Annotated in this window: 14 protein-coding genes; 6 read left to right on the top strand and 8 right to left on the bottom strand. The window is 70.4% G+C overall.

Annotation, left to right across the window (positions count from 1 at the left end):
- A partial coding sequence (locus A9O63_RS21170; RefSeq protein ID WP_141703132.1) for an HPr family phosphocarrier protein occupies positions 1–816 on the bottom strand: 816 nt, incomplete at its 3' end.
- 169 nt (positions 817–985) lie between these two features.
- On the opposite strand from A9O63_RS21170, the gene A9O63_RS21165 reads away from it, so the two are divergent.
- Positions 986–1,990 carry a LacI family DNA-binding transcriptional regulator gene (locus tag A9O63_RS21165; protein ID WP_069333633.1) on the top strand — a complete coding sequence of 335 codons (1,005 nt, stop codon included), beginning with the start codon at positions 986–988 and terminating at the stop codon, positions 1,988–1,990.
- 800 nt (positions 1,991–2,790) lie between these two features.
- Positions 2,791–3,165, top strand: a complete 375-nt coding sequence (locus tag A9O63_RS21160) for a response regulator (RefSeq protein ID WP_069333632.1) — start codon at positions 2,791–2,793, stop codon at positions 3,163–3,165.
- Positions 3,166–3,206: 41 nt separating this feature from the next.
- On the opposite strand, the gene A9O63_RS21155 is transcribed toward A9O63_RS21160, so the two are convergent.
- A complete protein-coding gene (locus A9O63_RS21155) occupies positions 3,207–4,301 on the bottom strand; it encodes an FUSC family protein (protein WP_069333631.1) in 1,095 nt (364 codons plus the stop codon).
- Positions 4,302–4,447: 146 nt separating this feature from the next.
- Here A9O63_RS21155 and A9O63_RS21150 point away from each other — a divergent pair, with 146 nt between their 5' ends.
- Both A9O63_RS21150 and A9O63_RS21145 read left to right on the top strand, forming a co-directional pair.
- Positions 4,448–4,903, top strand: coding sequence for a DUF2231 domain-containing protein (locus A9O63_RS21150; protein ID WP_069333630.1), 456 nt, complete (start codon positions 4,448–4,450; stop codon positions 4,901–4,903).
- A complete protein-coding gene (locus A9O63_RS21145; protein ID WP_069333629.1) occupies positions 4,896–6,353 on the top strand; it encodes a PQQ-dependent sugar dehydrogenase in 1,458 nt (485 codons plus the stop codon). The genes A9O63_RS21150 and A9O63_RS21145 overlap by 8 nt, the downstream gene beginning before the upstream one ends.
- Before the next feature lie 7 nt (positions 6,354–6,360).
- On the opposite strand, the gene A9O63_RS21140 is transcribed toward A9O63_RS21145, so the two are convergent.
- From A9O63_RS21140 to A9O63_RS21125, 4 genes are all read right to left on the bottom strand, one after another.
- On the bottom strand, positions 6,361–6,876 hold the full coding sequence (locus tag A9O63_RS21140; protein WP_235837016.1) for a hypothetical protein: 516 nt from the start codon (positions 6,874–6,876) through the stop codon (positions 6,361–6,363).
- Between the two features lie 128 nt (positions 6,877–7,004).
- A complete protein-coding gene (locus tag A9O63_RS21135) occupies positions 7,005–7,841 on the bottom strand; it encodes a 4-(cytidine 5'-diphospho)-2-C-methyl-D-erythritol kinase (protein ID WP_069333628.1) in 837 nt (278 codons plus the stop codon).
- Positions 7,834–9,534 carry a tetratricopeptide repeat protein gene (locus A9O63_RS21130; RefSeq protein WP_069333627.1) on the bottom strand — a complete coding sequence of 567 codons (1,701 nt, stop codon included), beginning with the start codon at positions 9,532–9,534 and terminating at the stop codon, positions 7,834–7,836. Before A9O63_RS21130 ends, A9O63_RS21135 begins: the two co-directional genes overlap by 8 nt.
- Before the next feature lie 99 nt (positions 9,535–9,633).
- On the bottom strand, positions 9,634–11,289 hold the full coding sequence (locus tag A9O63_RS21125; RefSeq protein ID WP_069333626.1) for an electron transfer flavoprotein-ubiquinone oxidoreductase: 1,656 nt from the start codon (positions 11,287–11,289) through the stop codon (positions 9,634–9,636).
- A 272-nt stretch (positions 11,290–11,561) separates the two neighbouring features.
- On the opposite strand from A9O63_RS21125, the gene greA reads away from it, so the two are divergent.
- Both greA and A9O63_RS21115 read left to right on the top strand, forming a co-directional pair.
- The gene (greA, locus tag A9O63_RS21120; RefSeq protein ID WP_002722610.1) at positions 11,562–12,032 is read left to right on the top strand and encodes a transcription elongation factor GreA; all 471 of its coding nucleotides are present in this window, start codon (positions 11,562–11,564) and stop codon (positions 12,030–12,032) included.
- Positions 12,033–12,042: 10 nt separating this feature from the next.
- Positions 12,043–13,002, top strand: a complete 960-nt coding sequence (locus A9O63_RS21115) for a hypothetical protein (protein ID WP_069333625.1) — start codon at positions 12,043–12,045, stop codon at positions 13,000–13,002.
- Positions 13,003–13,026: 24 nt separating this feature from the next.
- Here A9O63_RS21115 and A9O63_RS21110 read toward each other — a convergent pair whose 3' ends face one another.
- Positions 13,027–14,205 carry a PQQ-dependent sugar dehydrogenase gene (locus A9O63_RS21110; protein WP_069333624.1) on the bottom strand — a complete coding sequence of 393 codons (1,179 nt, stop codon included), beginning with the start codon at positions 14,203–14,205 and terminating at the stop codon, positions 13,027–13,029.
- A 98-nt stretch (positions 14,206–14,303) separates the two neighbouring features.
- Complete coding sequence (locus tag A9O63_RS21105) at positions 14,304–14,861, bottom strand: Hint domain-containing protein (protein ID WP_069333623.1); 558 nt, start codon at positions 14,859–14,861, stop codon at positions 14,304–14,306.
- Positions 14,862–14,870: the final 9 nt, after the last annotated feature.

Raw genomic sequence — 14,870 nt, 5'->3', positions numbered from 1 at the left:
CGGCACCCAGCCGCCGGCCGCGGCGGTCGCGCGGCGCTTCTCCTCGGCGCGGGCCGCATCGGCCTTCTCGCGCGCGCTGAGCCCGGTCATCGTGACCTTCAGCGCGGCAAGGGCCTCGGCCGCCCCCTGCCCTTCGGCCGAGACGGTGATCGCATCGCCCGACTTCAGCCCGAGGCCCAGAAGCGAGATCATGTTGCGCGCATCCGCCGCCTCGGCGCCGTGCCGGATGCGGATGCGGCAGGGGAAGCGGCGCGCCGCCTCGGCCCATTCGGTGGCGGGCCGGGCATGGAGCCCGGTCGGGTAATCCAGCACCCAGTCGAAGGACTGCGCGAAATCGCCTGCGGGCTCGGCGGCGACCGCGTCGCCCGCGGCCACTCCGTTCAGCGCATCGGACAGCGCCTGCCGGTCGTCCGTCGCGGCGAGGGTCGCCAGCCGGTCCTCGTCCTGCAGAAGCCGGGTCAGCCGGCGGAGGATCTCGATATGGCCGTCCGACCGGGCGGCGATGGCCACCACGAGCCGCGCCCGCTCGCCCGCGTTCCATTCCACGCCGTCGCGCACCTGAAGCACCGCGATGGCATCCTTCTGGATCAGATCGCGGTCCTCGACCGTGCCGTGCGGGATCGCGATCCCCTTGCCGAGATAGGTGTTCGACACCGCCTCGCGCCGCAGCATGCTGGCCTCGAACCCGGGCCGCACGCAGCCCGCCGCGACGAGCGCGGCCGCCGCCTGAGCGATGGCCTCTTCCTTGGACGACGCGCGCGCGTCCAGTTGGATCAGTTCGCGCGGGATGTCTCCCTGCCTGGTCAATGACGTCACCGACTCCTCCCCAGATCGCCTATCCGTTCATCATAACGGATTGTGGAAACGTTTCCACCACGATTTTCTCGCTCCCGCAACTCCCTAGGGGCTGCACAGGGCTGAAGCCTTGTCAAATGGGTCGATCCGGCGCATTGTCGAGCGGGATTGGCAGTGGAAACGATTGCGGATGACCGTCAGCATCAAGGATGTGGCCCGGGCGGCGGGTGTCGCGCCCTCCACGGTCTCGCGGGCTCTGGGCAAGGGCCCCGTCAGCGCCGAGGTCCGCGCGCAGGTCGAGGCGGCGGTGCGCGCCACCGGCTACCAGCCCAATCTCTCGGCGCGCAGGCTGCGCTCGCAGGTGCCGGCCACCGTGGGTCTGGTGCTGGCCGACATCCGCAATCCCTTCTTCACGCGCCTGAGCTTCGGCGTCGAGGATGCGGCCTACCGGGCGGGGCTGCGGGTGTTCCTGTGCAACACGGACGAGGATCCCGCCCGCGAGGCGATGCATCTGGAGATGATGGCCGGCGAGCGGGTCAGCGGGCTGATCCTCGCCCCCACGCGCGAGCTTCGGCCCGAAACGCTGCGCAGGCTGCGGATGCCCGTGGTGCTGGTCGACCGCGACCCCGAGGGGGCGGGCTGCGATGCGGTCACGCTCGACAACGAGGGCGCGATGCGCACGCTCGTCGATCATGTGGTGGCGAGCGGGCGGCAGCGGATCGCGGGCCTCTTCGGGGCGAATTCCTTCACGGGTGAGGCGCGGGCGCGGGGCTTCGTGGCGGCTCTGGCGCGGCACGGGCTGCCTGCCCTCGTCCATCGCGCCCCGCCCAATGCGGTGGCGGGCTATGCGGCGCTGGCCGATTGGCTCGAAGCCGACCGGCCCGAGGCGCTGATCGTCAGCAACGGGCTCTTCCTCGAGGCGGCCGTGCGCTTCTGTCATGACCGCGGCCTCGTCATCCCGCGCGATCTGGCGGTGGCCGGGGTCGACGATGATCCCTGGACCGGCATCGTCAATCCGGGGCTGACGGTGCTGCGCCAGCCCGCCGAGACCATGGGCCGCGAGGCGCTGACGCTGCTCCTTGCGCGGCTCGAGATGCCGGACAGGCCGCGGCGCAAGGTGGTGCTCGAGAGCGAGCTCGTCCCGCGCGATTCGACGGCTCCGCGGCTCCTCTCACGCGGCGAACCGGCCGCCTGAGCCGGACCGGCCGCCTCGCCTCTCCCGCCTATGGCATGGCACCTGCGCCGCTTCCTCCGGCCGGCCCCCGCAGGGCGCGCGGAAGATCGACCCCTTCCGCCACGGCAGGGCGGAACAGGAGTTCGGGGCCGATGTTTCGAGAGCGACCGCCACCGCCCGGAGGCCGCCATGGAACCCAAGGACGCCCGCCTCTTCGTGCTCCTGCTCGTCGCGCTGAGCGCGACCTCGGCCGGCATCATCGTCAACGTCTGGCCCTACTGACCCGCCCCCGCACCCCGAGCGGAGAGGTCAGGACCGCGCTGGCGGCCGCGCCTGGCCCTCCATCCGACAAGCGCCCGGACGTCGGACAGACCCCGGGACACCCGACGCGTGCCATCGGATTTCACCCGCCAGCCCTCCTTCCTGAAAATCGTTTTCACGGAAGTGTCGTTGCCTCACACGCACCCAGTTCGGGAAGCACTTCCGCTTCTCGGGATCGTGACGCCTTGTGACAGACCACCACCGTCTCGCCCAGACGACCCTTCCACCTCTGCGGGGCGTGGCGCCTTTCGACAAGCAGCAACGTCCTCATGCGGAAACGCATCCGCTGCCCGCGCGCGTGGCGCCTTGGATAGGCAACGTCCTCATGGGGAAGCGCCTCCGCTGCCGGCGCGCGTGGCGCCTTGCGCACACCGCCATCGTCGCTTGCGGAAAATCCTTCCGCCCCTGTGAAGCGTGGGGGCCCGCTGAGACAGACGGTCACGGTCTTGCGCTGGAACAGCGCGCGCGGTGCCGGGTTCTCCCTGAAAAGGGAGGCAGGAATGACTATCGGCATGAATGGCAGAGCCCTCTCTGGCCGCTCGGTGCTGGTCGTGGAGGACGACTTCTTTCTGGCCCATGAGCTTGCGGCCATTCTGGAGGCGGAGGGTGCTCAGGTGCTGGGTCCGGCCGGAACCATGACCGAGGCGCTGGATCTCGCCAGCCGCAGCGCCTGCGATGCGGCCGTTCTGGACGTGAACCTCCGCCACCTGACCGTGCAGCCGGTGATCGAGGTGCTGGAGCGGCGGGGCGTGCCGCTCGTGCTTCTGACCGGCGCGAGCCCCGAGACGCTGCCGCCCGACATGCGCGGGCTCCCGCTGATGATGAAACCGGTGGAGGCGGCGGATCTGGTGGCCCATCTGGCCGCCTGCGGCTGAGCGGGCCGGCATCGGCGCAGCCCCCCGGGCCGCGCCCTCCTTCAGGCCGTGCGCAGCTTGTCGGGTGCCTCGCACTCCGGCTCGATCACCCGCATGAGGGCCATCAAGGACCGCTCCATCTCGTCGAGGGCGAAGCTCAGGGCCTGCAGCGCCTGCTCCTGCGAGGGCGCGATGTCGCGCCCCTCGGCTGCGGCGGCGAGGGTCAGATCGCGCGCCTCGACCAGCACGCGCTTCAACTCCGTGGGGTCGGTCGGCGTTGCGCGGCCGGGTCCCGCGGCGACCGAGGCGCTCTCGAGCACCCGGCACGCTTCCGCCTGGACGGCGGCCAGCACCGGCCGCACCCGCTCGACCGTGCTGTCGGGCAACCGCGCACGGCCCGAGATCACGCCGCGGTCGAGGATCACCAGCGCATACCAAAGGGCTTCCACCGCATCCGCCGCTTCCCGCAACCCCGCGCCGCTGCGCACCTGCGGCGTGAAATGCGTCTCCGCGATCCGGTCGTAGAGCGCGAACAGATGGCCCCGGAACCTCTGGTGGAGGAAATAGCGGTTGCGCCTGTCATCGGTCGTGACACCCTTCTGGATCAACCCGAGAAAGTCCCGGCAGTCGTCGATGGCCTCGCGCAGCGACAGGACGGCGCGGTTGCGCCCGAACTCGGGCCAGACGAGGAAGCTCGCCGCGGTGCCGACGATCGTGCCGAGCACGACCGCCCCGGACAAGGCGAGCGCGCTGCGGCCGTCGGGGCTCGGATCGAGCGCCACGATGGCGGCCAGCACCGCGGCATAGGTCAGCCCCGGCCAGATGGCGGCGAGGCTGTTCGACAGGACCGCCGCCAGCAGCAGGGCCGCGAGGCTGGAGCCGCCGAGCAGGCCCGTCACCGCAAGCCCGAGCCCCGCCCCGAGCACGGTGCCCGCGATGCGGGAGATCCCGGCTCCGAGCGTGGCATCGACGCTGGTCCCGATGGTGAAGAGCGCCGCGATCACCGCCCAGGATTCGAGATCCGGCGCGAAAGGACGCATCAGGAGGTGCACGGCGAGCGTCGCCACCGCCGTCTGCAGCGCCACGCGCAGCGCATGACGACGGCTGGACCGGATCCGGTAGGCGGCAAGCTGGTACAAGATCCTCTCCTTCGGCACGACCGGCGGCGGTAACCCGGATGAGCGCCCCGGGTTCGCGCACAATCGCGCGACGAGCGCGGCCCGCGGGCCACGGGCCGCCATGCCGCCGGGAACCCTCGGCCTGCTGGGCAGTATCTGCTTCGGCTCAACCAGAGGAGAGTGAGATGCCGCACGCCCCTGCCCCTTCGGTCGCTGCCATCGGCGGGCGGCCCCTCCATGCGATGCTCGTGCCCTTCCCCATTGCCTGCCTGACGCTCACGCTGGGCGCCGACATTGCCTACTGGGCCACGGGAAACCTGATGTGGCAGCATTTCGCGGAATGGCTCCTCCTGATCGCGCTGGTCACCGGCGCCTTCGCGGCGCTGGTCGGAGCGATCGATCTGCTGGTGCGCCGCCCGCTGCGGCGGCTGCGCATCGGCTGGATCCACGGGATCGGCAACCTCGTGGCGCTGGGGCTCGCCGTGGTGAACAGCTTCGTTCACGCGCGCGACGGCTGGACCGGCGTCGTGCCCTGGGGGATCGTGCTTTCGGCGCTGACGGTGGCCGTCATGGCGGTGACCTTCTGGCTCGGCCTCTCGATGGTCTTCCGCCACGGTGCGGGGGTTGCGCGTCATGGCTAGGATCCGTCTCCTCCCGCTCGCGCTCCTTGTGGCTGCTCCCGCCTTCGCGGCCGACGGGTTCGACGTCAGCACCCAGATCGGGCCGGATCCGGTTCTGCCCGAGCCCGAGATGTCGTTGTTGCCCGACCTGACGGTGGCCGAGGTCGTGGGCTGGCAGGAGGGCGAGGCGCCGACCGTGCCCGAGGGCCTGAGCATCACCGCCTATGCGACAGGCCTCGCCAATCCCCGCACCGTCCACACCCTGCCCAACGGCGACGTGCTGGTGGTGCAATCGCGCGGCCCCGCGGGAGAGTCCGTGTCGCGGCCGAAGGATCTCATCCGCGGCTGGATCATGGCGATGGCGCACGGCGGCGGCGGCGAACAGGCTCCGAGCAACCGCATCACGCTCCTGCGCGACGCCGACCGCGACGGCACGGTCGACGAGCGCCTCGACCTGCTCACCGACCTGAACTCGCCCTTCGGCGTGGCCTGGATCGACGACCGGCTCTATGTGGCGGCGACCGATGCGATCCTCGTCTATCCCTACTCGCTCGGACAGACCGAGATCGTGGCCGAGCCCGAGGTGCTGACGCCGCTGCCGGGCGGTCCGATCAACCACCACTGGACCAAGGATCTGGCCCTCAGCCCGGACGGAGCGAGCCTCTTCGTCTCGGTCGGCTCGAACTCGAACATCGTCGAGAACGGGATCGAGGCCGAGAAGGGCCGCGCGGCGATCTGGCAGGTGGATCGCGCGACCGGCGCGGCCCGTGTCTATGCCTCGGGCCTGCGCAATCCCAACGGGCTCACCTTCCACCCCGAGACGGGGACGCTGTGGACCGTGGTCAACGAACGCGACGAGCTCGGGCCGAACCTCGTGCCCGACTACATGACCTCGGTGCAGGACGGCGCCTTCTACGGCTGGCCCTGGAGCTACTACGGCCAGCATGTCGATCCGCGCGTCTACCCCGAGCGGCCGGACATGGTTCAGGCGGCCATTCCGCCCGACTATGCGCTGTCGAGCCATGTGGCGGCGCTGGGACTGGCCTTCTCCTACGGCTCGGCGCTGCCCGAGGCCTGGCGGAGCGGCGCCTTCGTGGGCGAGCACGGCAGCTGGAACCGCGACGCCTTCAACGGCTACAAGGTGGTCTATGTGCCCTTCGTCGACGGCCGGCCCGCCGAAACGGCGCAGGACGTGGTGACGGGTTTCCTCGACGGCGACCGGGCCCATGGGCGGCCGGTGGGCGTGGGGATCGACGGGACGGGGGCGCTCCTCGTGGCCGATGATGCGGGCAACACGGTCTGGCGGGTGGCGGCGGCCGACGGCACGATCAGCGACGCGCCCGTCGGAACCGATCAGGTCGAGCCGGAGCGGTCTGGGGCGGCCGCCGCTCCGCAGGAAGAGGCTCCGCGGCCCACGGGCACCCCTGCCCAGACCCAGATCGCGCCCGCGACGGAGCCTGCACGCCCCTGAGGCGCGATCAGCCGGGAGGCCAGACCTTGTCGAAGGTCTGGCCCGTCCAGCGCCAGCGGATGTAGGGCGGGTGGCTCGGCCGCGTCCCGCCGAGGATCAGGTCCGGCCAGCCGCCCACGCCTTCGCGGCTGTCGAACCAGATCGGCCCGCTGCCGATCAGGTCGAGCACGCGGACGAAGGCCGCGCCGCCCGCCGGCATCGTGAAGAGGCTGGAATGGCAGCCGAGGTTGCCGAACCAGGCGCCGCCGCAGAGAGCGACATGCAGCAGGCGCCGACCGTCGGCGAAGTCCACGAGCATCCCCTCGACCGCGACGGGCTGGCCCGAGCCCGCCTCGGCCTCGGCGATGGCCCGGGCCTCGATCCGGCGGGCGAGGTCTTCGGCGGCGGCATCGGTGCGCGCGACGCTGTCCAGCGCGATGAAGCGGGCGGGATCGGTGGCGGGGGTCGCATCGACCTGCGCCAGCACCAGCGCCGGGGAGAGGAAGAGCGGCAAGAGAAGCAGGCGGATCCGGATCACGAACATCTCCCGGCGGCGGCACACCAGCCTGAGGCAGAATCGGGCGCGCGCCAAGCTCCCGCTGCCTGTTCGGTTCCCTTGTCCGCACCGTCGGACAAGGGCCACCCTTCCCGCAGAGGCCGTCCGCCCCCGGATCAGCCCACCATACGGGCAGGCGCCACCCACCAGCCGGGTTGCTCGGCCCCGATGGCCCCAGCCGCAGCCCGCGCGGCCTCTTCGGCGGCAAAGAGGCCGAAGCAGGTGGCGCCCGATCCCGACATGCGGGCCAGCAGGCAGCCCGGTTGCGCGGCAAGGGCGGCGCGGGTCCGGGCGATCTCGGGCGCGAGCGCGATGGCCGGCGGCTCCAGATCGTTGCGCTGTGCGGCAAGGAACGCGGCCATTGCCTCGACGCTGGGCCAGCCGGGCAGATCGTCGGGCATCGGGGGATTGTCCCTCCGGGCGAGCGCCTTGAAGACCGGGGGCGTCGGCACCGACACGCCGGGGTTCGCCAGCACCAGCCAGCCGTCGGGCAGGGGCGCGGCGAGCGGCGTCAGGATCTCGCCCACGCCGGCCATCCGCACCGCGCGGCCCTCGAGGCAGACCGGCACGTCGGCCCCGAGCTTCAGGACAGCGGCGGGATCGGGCAACGGCACCTGCCAGAGCCGGGCCAGCACCACGAGGGCCGCCGCCGCATCGGCGGAGCCGCCGCCGATGCCCGATGCCACGGGCAGGTGCTTCTCGAGCGTGAGCCGCGCCCCCTGCCCGCCCAGCGTCCGGGCGGCGCGCAGCACCAGATTGTCGTCCGCCACCGGCAGGTTCGCGGCCTGCGGCCCGGTGATGGCAAGGCTCAGCGCCTCGGCCGGTTCGGCCCGCACCCGGTCGCCCACATCGGCGAAGACCACGAGCGAGTCGAGGAGGTGATAGCCGTCGGGCCGCTGGCCGGTGACATGCAGGGTCAGGTTGATCTTCGCGCGGGCAAAGGCTTCAGTCATTCGCTCTTACGGCTACCGACAGGGGTTTCGCACCTTCCTCCGCCAGCAGCGCATCGAGGCCGACCTCGAGCTTGCGGCGGATACGCTGCGCCTCCTTCTCCTCGGGATCGAAGGACAGGGCGCGGTGCCACTGGAAACGGGCTTCGAGCTTGCGGCCCACGGCCCAATAGACATCGCCCAGATGGTCGGTGACGATCGGATCGACCGGCTCGAGGAGCGAGGCCTTTTCCATCGGTTCCACCGCATCCTGATAGCGGCCGAGCCGGAAATAGGCCCAGGCGAGGCTGTCGATGATGTAGCCGCTCTCGGGCCGCGCGGCGACGGCGCGCTCGATCATCGAGAGCGCCTCCTCGAGATTCTGGCCGCGGTCCACGAAGGAATAGCCGAGGTAGTTCAGCACCTGCGGCTCGTCGGGGTTGAGTTCGAGCGCGCGGCGGAAATCGGCCTCGGCCTCCTCCCAGTGCGAGAGCCGCTCGTGGCAGATGCCGCGGCTGTAGAACAAGGGCCAGTGCTGGCGCTCGGGCGCGGGCACGCGCGCAATCGCCGCGTCATAGGCGGTGACCGCATCCGCATAGCGTTCCTCGCGCCGCAGCGCGTCGCCCAGCGCCAGATGCACCTGCATCAGCTCGGGCTTCGAACGCGCGAGCCCCTGCAGCACCTCGAGCGAGGCCTCGATCCTGTCGTCGGCCCGCAGGGCGTCGGCGCGGCCGATCTCGGCCACGAAGAACATCGGGTCCGCGGGCGGGATGCGGGCATAGGTCTCGGAGGCGAGCTGATGCTGGCCCTGATTGTCGAGGATCTGCGCCGAGAGCAGCAGAGCCTCGGTATGATCGGGGCGAAGGTGGGTGGCCGTGCGGGCATAGAGCAGGGTCGAGCCGTCGTCGACCTCGCCGCTCAGCGCGCCCGCGAGCGTGAAGAAGATCTCGGCCATCCCGTCGGTCGCGTTGCGCGCCACGTCATAGGGCAGCGTTTCGCCCGCCGCGAGCCGTTCCTTCAGCGCGTCGATCCCCGCATCGGCATCGGTGCCGAAGCTCTCCTCCAGCATCGCCACCGCATCTGCGTTCCGGTCGAGCTGGCTCAGGATCTGGGCGTGCGCGATCGAGCCGCGGCGCATGACGCGCAGCGCATTGCCGTCTCGCCCCGACAGGATCTCGTCCGCACCCTCGAAATCGCCCGCGGCGGCCAGCGCCAGCGCCTTGTGATAGAGACCAAAGGGCTCGAGCCCCTGCGTGGTGGCAAGCTGATCGAAGGCTTCGAGCGCCTCGGACATCCGGCCCGCGCCGAAGGCCGCCCAGGCGAAGGACAGCCGGTCGACCAGCGGGCCGAGGCCCGTGGGCTCGGCCGTCAGGATGGCCCGATACTCCTCGCGCTTGGCCCGGTCGGCGAGCAGGACGAGCGCCGCGGCCTGCGCGCCGTTGCCGCTCTCGGCGAGGCGCGTGGCGAGCGGCACCGCCTTCTCGATCTCGCCCAGCGAGAAGTCCGAGATCAGCGCGCCCTCGATCAGGCTGGTGTTGGAGGGATCCGCGGCGAGAGCCCGGGCGAACCAGTCGGCCGCGGCGCGGTAGTCGCTGCCTGCCGCCGCCACGCGTGCGGCCAGATAGGCGCCCGCATCCTCCTGCTGCGCCCCGGCCGCCGCCGGCAGGAGCGCCGCGAGCGCCAGAGCCAGAACCGGCCGCATCAGGATGTTCGCCATGGAAATATGCCTCCGCTTTGCGGCCACGCTAGACTTGCCGGCAAGGCAAGGCAATGGACGCGGGAACGGCCGGGGGCCGCTCGCGCAATTGTCAGAGGCTCACATGTTGGGATAGTTCGGCCCGTCCCCACCCTGCGGCGTGGTCCAGTCGATGTTCTGGCTCGGATCCTTGATGTCGCAGGTCTTGCAGTGGACGCAGTTCTGGAAGTTGATGACGAAGCGCGGATCGCGTCCCGCCTCGCTCACCACCTCATAGACCCCGGCCGGGCAGTAGCGCTGCGCAGGCTCGGCATATTTAGGCAGGTTGACCGCGATCGGGATCGTCGGATCCTTGAGCCTGAGATGCGCGGGCTGGCTCTCCTCGTGGTTCGTGAAGGAGAAGGCCACGTTCGTCAGCCGGTCGAAGGACAGGACGCCATCGGGCTTGGGATAGTCAATGGGCGCGAAGTCCCGGGCGGGCTTGGTGTCGGCCGCATCGGTCTGATGGTGCTTCATCGTGCCGAAGAACGAGAAGTTGAACAGGCTGTTCGTCCACATGTCGAGCCCGCCCAGCGCCATCGAGGCATAGAGCCCGAGATGCGACCAGATCGGCTTGACGTTGCGAACCTTCCAGAGATCCTGCCCGATGGGCCCCTTGCGCACCGACTGCTCGTAATCGGACAGCTCGTCCGACTGCCGGCCGGCCTTGATCGCGGCATGGGCGGCCTCGGCCGCGGCCTTGCCCGAGAGCATGGCATTGTGGTTGCCCTTGATGCGCGGCACGTTGACCATGCCCGCCGAGCAGCCGAGCAGGGCGCCGCCCGGGAAGACCATCTTCGGCAGCGACTGGTAGCCCCCTTCCGAGATCGCCCGCGCACCGTAGGCCACGCGCTTGCCGCCCTTCAGCAGCTCGGCCACCATCGGGTGATGCTTGAAGCGCTGGAACTCCTGATAGGGATAGAGATGCGGGTTCTCGTAGTTCAGGTGGACGACGAGGCCGATGAAGACCTGATTGTTCTCGGCGTGATAGATGAACGATCCGCCGCCCGCATTCTTGCCCAGAGGCCAGCCCATTGTGTGCCAGATCCGGCCCGGCTTGTGCTTGGCCGGGTCGATCTCCCAGATCTCCTTCATGCCGAGGCCGTATTTCTGCGGCCCGTAGCCCTTGCGGAGGTCGAACTTCTCCATCACCTGCTTGGAAAGCGAGCCGCGCACGCCTTCGGCGAGCAGCACATACTTGCCCAGAAGCTCCATCCCCGGCTCGTAGTTCGGGCCCGGCGTGCCGTCGGCATTCTTGCCGAACTCGCCCGCCACCACGCCGCGCACCTCGCCCTTCTCGCCATAGACGAGCTCGGAACAGGCCATGCCCGGGAAGATCTCGACGCCCAGCTCCTCGGCCTGCGTGGCCAGCCAGCGGCAGACATTGCCCATCGACACGACATAGTTGCCGTGATTGTCCATGAGCTTCGGCACCGGCCACGAGGGCAGCATGGTCTGGCCGGCGGGCGTGAGGAGGAAGAAGTGATCCTCGGTCACCGGCGTGTTGAGCGGCGCGCCCTTCTCCTTCCAGTCGGGGATCAGCGCGTTCAGCCCCACCGGATCGAGCACCGCCCCCGACAGGATATGCGCGCCCACCTCGGAGCCCTTCTCGAGCAGCACGACCGACAGATCCGGGTCGAGCTGTTTCAGCCGGATAGCCGCCGACAGGCCCGACGGCCCCGCCCCCACGATGACGACATCATATTCCATCTGCTCGCGGGGAGTCTGCTCGGTCATCAGGCGGTCCTCTGGCGGGCCTGGTCGGCCCGGCTGGAAAGGGCTGTTAAGACATCCCGTCGTTCCTGCAACATGCATGGCGCAAGGTCAATCGTGACGCGGCGCTCCGCGCGCTCGCGTGCCGCGACAAATGCTGCGCCCTTGCGGCCCCCCGCCGTAGGGCACGGACCCCCTTGCATTCGCCGGTCCCATCGGATCAGGTGAGGGGAACACAAGCTCAAGGTCATGGCCCTGCCCGGGCCGTGGCTTTCTGTTTTTTTGGGTGAAGGCAGATGGACAAGATTCCGATGACCCGCGCGGGCTTCACCGCGCTCGACGACGAACTCAAGACGCTCAAGACCGTGGAGCGTCCCGCCGTCATCCGCTCCATCGCTGAGGCGCGCGAGCATGGCGACCTGTCGGAGAATGCCGAATATCATGCCGCGCGCGAGAAGCAGAGCTTCATCGAGGGCCGCATCAAGGAACTCGAGGCGATCCTGTCGCTGGCCGAGGTGATCGACCCGGCGAAGCTCTCGGGCTCGATCAAGTTCGGCGCCACGGTCACGATCCTCGACGAGGAGACCGAGGAGGAGCGCACCTATCAGATCGTGGGCGAAGCCGAGGCCGACATCGAGGCGGGGCTTCTGAACATCAAGTCGCCGCTCGCGCGCGCGCTGATCGGCAAGGATGAAGGCGACTCGATCGAGGTCAAGACGCCGGGCGGCGAGCGCGGATACGAGGTGGTCTCGGTCCGGTTCGTCTGACGGGCAAGCCATGACCGAGCCGCAGGACAAGTCCGTCGATCTGGGGTTCTACGCCCGCGAGCGTCTGGCCGCACTGTCGCCGCTCGAAGCCGGGGTGGCCGGGGCCGGCCTGCTCTGGACGCTGTCGGTCGCGCTCCATCTGATCTTCCGCGGCGACGGCGGGATCTTCGCGCATGTCATGGCGATCCTCGCCGTGGTGCTGCCGCTGACGCTGACGGTCTCGATGGTGCTTTTCCTGCGCACCATCCGGCATCTGAAGGCCGAGAACGAGCGCATGGCCTCGGCCGTCGATGCGATGCGCAAGGCTCATCTCGTGAGCCAGCAGGGCGGCGCCGCGCGCGTGGCGCTGGAAAAGCGGGTGGAGGAACTGGCCGCGGCCCAGCACCAGACGGAGGCCCGGCTGGCCGAGCTCTTCGCGGTGCCTGCCGAGCCCGCCCCTGCCGGTCGCGCCCCCGAGGATCAGCCGGCGCTCGCGCTCGGCGGGCCGCGCCAGCGCGCGCCGCTGACGGTGGGCGATCTGGTCAGGGCGATGAACTTCCCCGAAAGCGCCGAGGATCGCGCGGGCTTTCGCGCCCTGCGCCGGGCGCTCGAGGATCCGTCCTCGGCCAAGCTGATCCGCGCCGCGCAGGATGTGCTGACGCTCCTGAGCCAGCTCGGCCTCTTCATGGAGGACCTTCCCCCGGATCGCGCGCGCCCCGACATCTGGCGCCGCTTCGCCGAGGGCGAGCGCGGGCGGCCGATCTCGGATCTGGGCGGCATCCATGACAAGGAGGCGCTCGCCTCGGTCGCGGCCAAGATGCGCGAGGATGCGGTCTTCCGCGATGCTTCGCACCATTTCCTGCGGGCCTTCGACCGGACGGTCTCGCACTTCGCCGGTCAGGCGAGCGATGCCGAGATCGTCGAGATGTCCGAGACCCGCACCGCGCGGGCCTTCATGCTGATCGGACGCGCCTCGGGCACCTTCGACTGAGGCCCGAGGCTGCCGGCCGGGCTGTCAGCCGGCCTCGGGCGTGACGCGCAGGATGCCGCCATCGGGCGCGTCGATCAGCAGGAGAAGGTGGCCCTCCGCGGTCTCCTCGACATCGCGGACCCGGCCCACGTCGCCCAGCAGACGCTCCTCTCCGGCCACGCGGCCCTCCTCGAGCGTCAGCCGGACGAGACCGCCGGGCTTCATCGAGCCCACGAGCAGGTCGCCCTGCCAGCCCTCGAAGGCCGTGCCCTCGTAAAAGGTCATGTCGCCCGGCGCGATGACCGGATCCCAGTAATAGGTGGGCTCGGTGAAGCCCTCGCCGCGGGGCTCTCCGGTGCCCACGGGCGAGCCGTCGTAATTCACCCCGTAGCTCACCTCGGGCCAGCCGTAGTTCGCGCCCGGCTGGATCAGGTTGAGCTCGTCGCCGCCCTTGGGCCCGTGCTCGACGATCCAGAGCTGGCCCTCCGCGTCGAAGGCCGCGCTCTGGATGTTGCGGTGGCCGTAGCTCCAGACGGTGCCGAGGCCCTTGCCGTCGGCGAAGGGATTGTCCTCGGGCGTCCCGCCGTCCAGCGCCACCCGGATCACCTTGCCGTAGCTGGTGCCGAGATCCTGCGCCCGCTCGCGTTCGGCCTCGATCGAATGTTCCCCGGTGGTGATGATTGCATGGCCCTCGCCGTCGAACAGGATGCGCGAGCCGTAGTGCATCGGCGCCTGAGAGGGCGGCTCCTGCCGGAAGATGTCCTGGACCGCGCTCACCTCCTCCCCGTCCTCCGACAGCACGCCGCGTGCCGCGGCGGTGATGGTGCCGCCCTCGACCGCCTTGGCATAGGTCCAGTAGATCATCCGGTCTTCGGCGAAGGTGGGGCCCACCGCCACGTCAAGAAGGCCGCCCTGCTTGCGGGCATCCACCTCGGGCAGCCCCTCGATCGGATCGGACAGCGTTCCGTCCTCCGAGACCATCCGCAGCCGGCCGGGCCGCTCGGTCACGAGCCAGCCGCCGTCCGGCAGGGCCGCGATGCCCCAGGGATGCTCGAGCCCCTCCACGAAGGGCTCCACCGTGGCCCCGGTTGCCTCCAGCGCCGGCGCACGGGTCTGGTTCTCGAAGGCCGGTTCGAAATCGGTGGCGGCGGGCCCCTGCTCGACCGGCTGGGCCAGGGCGCCGGCGGGCAGAAGCAGAAGGACGAGCGGGCTGCGGCGGATCATCTGTATCTCCCTTGACTGTGCCGCGCCAACGGGACGAGGGCGGAGCCGTTCCTCGGCCTCACCCGGTCGTGACGGTGGCGTGAGCGGCCGATCCTCCCTCAGCCGGAGGCGGAGGTGCGCCTCGTGCCCCGCGGGCGCCCCTCGGAGAGCGGGTCGGAGGCCAGAAGCGCGGGCCGCGGGGCCGCCATGACAAGGAGGCTCTCCACCTGCACAAGCGCGGCTTCGGCCAGCAGGAGGCGTGTCACCGGGACAGCACGCTCCGGGGGCCGCTGAAGAATGCGGCATCCGTCCACCAGCGCAACCGCCGCGACCGGGGTCGAGGCCCCTCCTGTCGGCGCGACCCGCTGGCCCGGCGAAAGCAGAAGCGCCCGCAAAGGCAGGGCCCTGCCGAGCGCCTCCTGCGCAAGGCGCACGGGCCAGCCGCGGGGATCGCCCAGAGGTTCCGGCCGCAGCATCCGCCGCTCGATCCCCAGCACCGGCAGCGGGCGGCCTTCACGGCGCCAGATCCGGTCGCCCGGCGCGATCCGGCCCACGGGGGCGGGACCTGCCGCGGTCAGGATGCGGGCCTCATCGGGAAAGAGGCCCTCGGTGGCGGGCTCCTCCTCCGGCACCCACCGAACGGTGAGCCTGCCCTCGTGCCATGCCTTCAGGAACATGCCGGCCTC

Source organism: Cereibacter johrii (assembly GCF_001720585.1).
In the GTDB taxonomy this organism is placed as follows: domain Bacteria; phylum Pseudomonadota; class Alphaproteobacteria; order Rhodobacterales; family Rhodobacteraceae; genus Cereibacter_A; species Cereibacter_A johrii.
Note: the sequence above shows the minus strand (reverse complement) of the source record. Positions and strands in the feature narration are given on the sequence as shown.